Source organism: Inquilinus limosus MP06 (assembly GCF_000767795.1).
GTDB classification, from domain to species: domain Bacteria; phylum Pseudomonadota; class Alphaproteobacteria; order DSM-16000; family Inquilinaceae; genus Inquilinus; species Inquilinus limosus_E.
The window spans coordinates 1-4,021 of record NZ_JANX01000567.1 but is presented as its reverse complement, the minus strand read 5'-3'; the positions used below and the strand labels follow the sequence as shown (position 1 = coordinate 4,021).

Annotated in this window: 4 protein-coding genes; 2 read left to right on the top strand and 2 right to left on the bottom strand. The window is 72.4% G+C overall.

Going from position 1 to position 4,021, the window contains the following annotated elements; translation table 11 throughout:
- The coding region (locus tag P409_RS28535; protein WP_034846398.1) for a DUF4175 domain-containing protein at positions 1-1,831 on the top strand (1,831 nt) is incomplete at its 5' end.
- A 35-nt stretch (positions 1,832-1,866) separates the two neighbouring features.
- The gene (locus P409_RS28530; RefSeq protein WP_161790490.1) at positions 1,867-2,835 is read left to right on the top strand and encodes a threonine ammonia-lyase; all 969 of its coding nucleotides are present in this window, start codon (positions 1,867-1,869) and stop codon (positions 2,833-2,835) included.
- 234 nt (positions 2,836-3,069) lie between these two features.
- Here the strand turns inward: P409_RS28530 and P409_RS40175 are convergent, their stop codons facing one another.
- Positions 3,070-3,792, bottom strand: coding sequence for a DUF3426 domain-containing protein (locus P409_RS40175; RefSeq protein ID WP_052121510.1), 723 nt, complete (start codon positions 3,790-3,792; stop codon positions 3,070-3,072).
- Positions 3,793-3,823: 31 nt separating this feature from the next.
- A partial coding sequence (locus P409_RS40985) for a hypothetical protein (RefSeq protein WP_238578797.1) occupies positions 3,824-4,021 on the bottom strand: 198 nt, incomplete at its 5' end.

Below are 4,021 nucleotides of genomic sequence, written 5' to 3'. Positions count from 1 at the left end.
GCCCGGGGCCGGCCAGCCGGCGCCGGGGCCGGTGGAGATTCCGACCGGCAGCGCCCTGGTCGGCCGGGTCGCCGGCGGCGACGAGGCCCCGACCCTCAGCCTCGCCGGCAGCGACACGGCCTTTGCCCCGATCGAGGGCGGCAACTACGAGCTGCAGGCCAAGATCACCGGCGGCGACCGGCTCAGCGTCAGCCAGGACGGCACCACCCTGGGCGACTGGCCGGTCAAGGTGCTGCCCGACGCGCCGCCGACCGTCTCCTTCACCGACAAGCCGAAGCCGACCGAGCGCCAGGCGCTGCGGATCGACGCCACCGCCGGCGACGATTACGGCATCGCCACCCTGACCGCGACCCTGACCCTGGCGCCCGGCGCGCCGGCGGTGCTGGACCCGGCGCCGCTGACCATCCCGCTCTCCGTGCCGGGGCGCTGGCCGAAGGAGCTCAAGACCACCAGCTACCAGGACCTGACGCCGCATGCCTGGGCCGGGCAGGCGGTCGACATCGTGCTGACCGCGACCGACGCGGCGGGGCAGAGCACGAAGTCCGCGCCGGAGCGGGTGGCGCTGCCGGAGCGCGAGTTCCACCACCCGGTGGCCCGCGCCATCATCGAGCAGCGCCGCACCCTGACGCTGCAGCCGGACCAGTCGGAGACCGTGGCCGAGACGCTCGACATGCTGTCGCAGCGGCCGGACCGCTATTACGACGACAAGGTGGTGTTCCTGGCGCTGCGCACCGCGGCGCGGCGGCTGTTCTTCGCCCAGGACCCGAAGCCGCATGTCGCGGCGCTGCGCGACCTGTTGTGGGACACCGCGCTCAGGATCGAGGACGGCGACATGTCGCTGGCCGAGCGGTCGCTGCGCGACGCCCAGCAGCGCCTGGCCGATGCGCTGGAGCGCAACGCCAGCGACGAGGAGATCAGGCAGCTGACCGACGAGCTGCGCCGGGCGATGGACCGCTACCTGCAGGCGATGGCCGAGCAGATGCAGCAGAAGATGCAGCGCGGCGAGCTGGCCGAGACGCCGATCCCGCCGGACGCGCAGATCATGGACCAGAAGCAGTTCCAGGACATGATCGACAAGATGCAGCAGCTGTCGGAATCCGGCGCCAAGGACCAGGCGCGGCAGCTTCTGTCCCAGATGCAGAACATGATGGAAAACATGCGCATGGGGCAGATGAGCCAGGAGCAGGCCCAGGCTCAGCAGCGCGCCATGAACCTGCTGAAGGACCTGCAGAAGCTGACCAACGCCCAGCGCCAGCTGCTGGACCAGACCTACCGCCAGCAGCAGGCCCAGCAGGGCGAGGAGGGCCAGTCCTCGCAGCAGCCGCAGGACGGCACGCCGGAGCAGAACGCTCAGACCCAGGAGGCGCTGCGCCGGGCGCTGGGCGAGATGATGCGCGAGCTCGGCGACATGGGCGGTGACATCCCGATGCCGCTGGGCCGGGCCGAGCGGGCGATGAAGCAGTCGGGCGAGGCCCTGGCCCAGGGCGACCCCGGCGGCGCCGTGCCGTCGCAGACCGAGGCGCTGGACCAGCTGCAGCAGGGGCTGCAGGGGCTGGCGCAGCAGATGATGGAGAACATGGCCCTGCAGCCGGGCATGACCGGCCCGGGCCAGCCGGGCCGCCGCTCTGCGAACCAGGACCCGCTGGGCCGCGAGCTCGAGAAGCCGGACGGCCAGGGGACGTCCAATTCGGAGGGCGACACCAAGGTGCCGACCCAGTTCGACACCGAGCGCGCCCGCGCCATCCTCGATGAGCTGCGCCAGCGCCTCAATGGCCGCTCGTCTTCGCCGCTGGAGCGGGACTATATACAGAGGCTGCTGCGCCAGTTCTGAGCGCGGCCCCGATTCCGCCAGGACGAGGACCACCCGTGACGGCGATCACGCTCGAGACGATCCGCGCCGCGCGCGCCCGCATTGCCCCCCATGTGCTGCGCACCCCGACCCTGCCGCGCGAGCTGCTGGGCAGCCTGCTCGGCCGGCCGGTGGCGGCGAAGCTGGAGCTGCTGCAGCATGGCGGCTCGTTCAAGGCGCGCGGCGCCTTCAACGCCATGCTCAGCCTGGGCGAGGCGGAGCGGGCGGCCGGGGTGGTCGCGGTCTCCGGCGGCAACCACGCGCTCGGCGTCGCCTATGCCGCCCGGGTGCTGGGGCTGGACGCGACACTGATCATGCCGAATGTGACGCCGGAGAACTACGTCGCCGGCACCCGCGCCGAGGGGGCGGAGGTGGTGCTGGTGGCCGACATCGCCGCCGCCTTCGCCGAGGCCGAGCGCCAGGCCGCCGCCGGCCGCACCCTGATCCATCCCTTCGACGACCCGCGCGTGATCTCCGGCCAGGGCACGATGGGCCTCGAGCTGCTGGAGGACGCGCCCGACACCACCGACATCATCGCTTCGATCGGCGGCGGCGGTATGATCTCCGGCGTCATCACCGCGGTGAAGGCGCTGCGGCCGGACATCCGGATCTGGGGCGTCGAGACCGAGGGCGCCGACGCCATGAGCCAGGCGCTGGCCGCCGGCCAGCCGGTGCGTCTGCCGGCCGTCACCTCGATCTCCACCACCCTCGGCGCGCCCTCGGTCTCCGAGCGCACCCTGGCCATCGTGCGCGACGCGGTGGAGGAGGTGCTGGTGGTGCCTGATGCCGAGGCGGTGCGCGGCGTGCAGGTGCTGGCCGAGCAGGCCAAGGTGGTGACCGAGCCCGCCGCCGGCTGCACCTGGGCCGCGGCGCTGCGGCTGAAGGACCGGCTGCCGGCCGATGCGCGGGTGGCGCTGATCCTGTGCGGCGGCAATGTCTCGCTGGCCGATATCGAGCGCTGGCGGGCGCGGTTCGGGGTCAGCTGATCGCCGGCACTCGATGGCTGTTCGGCCATGACCTCACCGTCATGGCGAGGAGCGTAGCGACATGGCCATCCAGGGGGCGGTGCCGCTGGAGGGCCACGCCCCTGCGGGGCTCGCCATGACGGATCTGTAGATCAGGCGTTGGCATCGGATCCCAGGCATTCCCCTTCCTGTCATTGCCGGGTCAAGCCCGAGGATGACAAGGGGGAGCTGTAGGAAAGGGACCGTGAACCAAGCCTAAGGCCCGGTGCCGGTCTGCGCGCCGATCTCCAGCCGGGTGGCGGCCTCGGGCACCATCTCGACCGTCGCCGCCACCTGCACCGACTGGTCGGGCGCCAGCCGCTCGGCGGTCACCACCAGCGGCATGCGCGCCACCACGGTGCGGCTGGCGTCCAGCAGGCGCACCTCGATCGGCGGCACCGGGCGGGTCAGCAGGGCGCGGTTCTCGACCCGGCCGGTGACCACCACCTGCTGGCCGCTGCCGGCGGCGACGCGCCGGACCTCGAGATCCTGCAGCACCAGGCCGCGGCCCAGCGCGCCGGTCTCCATCGGCTCGGCCACCGGCACGCCGATGGTGTCGTAGAGGCGGATCGCCGGCGGCCAGAAGCGGACGATCGAGTCGCGCGCGAAATAGCCGACCCCGGCCAGCCCGCCGACCAGCAGCACCGCGAGCGCCACGCCGACCGCCGGCCCGTCGCGCCGGCGCGGTTTGATCACCACCGGCAGGTTGGTGATGTGCCCCGCGGTCGAGGGGGGAGGGGGCGCCGCCTGCGTGCCCGCCGGCCCGACCAGCACCGGCTGCGGTTCGGCCGCGACAGGTGCCGCCGTCGTCACCGGCTCGACCGCCGATTCGCGCCACAGATGGCCGCAACGGGCGCATTTGACGCGCCGGCCGTCGGGGCCGATCGCCGCCGGATCGACGAGGTAACGGGTCGAACAGCTGGGGCAGGTGACGATCATGGCGCCTTATCGCACGACGCCTTGCCGCTGCCTATATCATCCGAGGCAATTTTGTGAATGGCGCGAAGGAGTTGCGGAAGACGGCCGCGGGATGTCGCTCCGGGGCCGTGACGCGGCCGCGTAAACTTGCCACGATCCGCCCCTTTCCTGTCCGGGCGCCGTGACCGCGGCCGCGGCGCAACAGCGATCCGTTGATGTCGAGCACCGTCGATCCCCTTCCGAAGCCCAG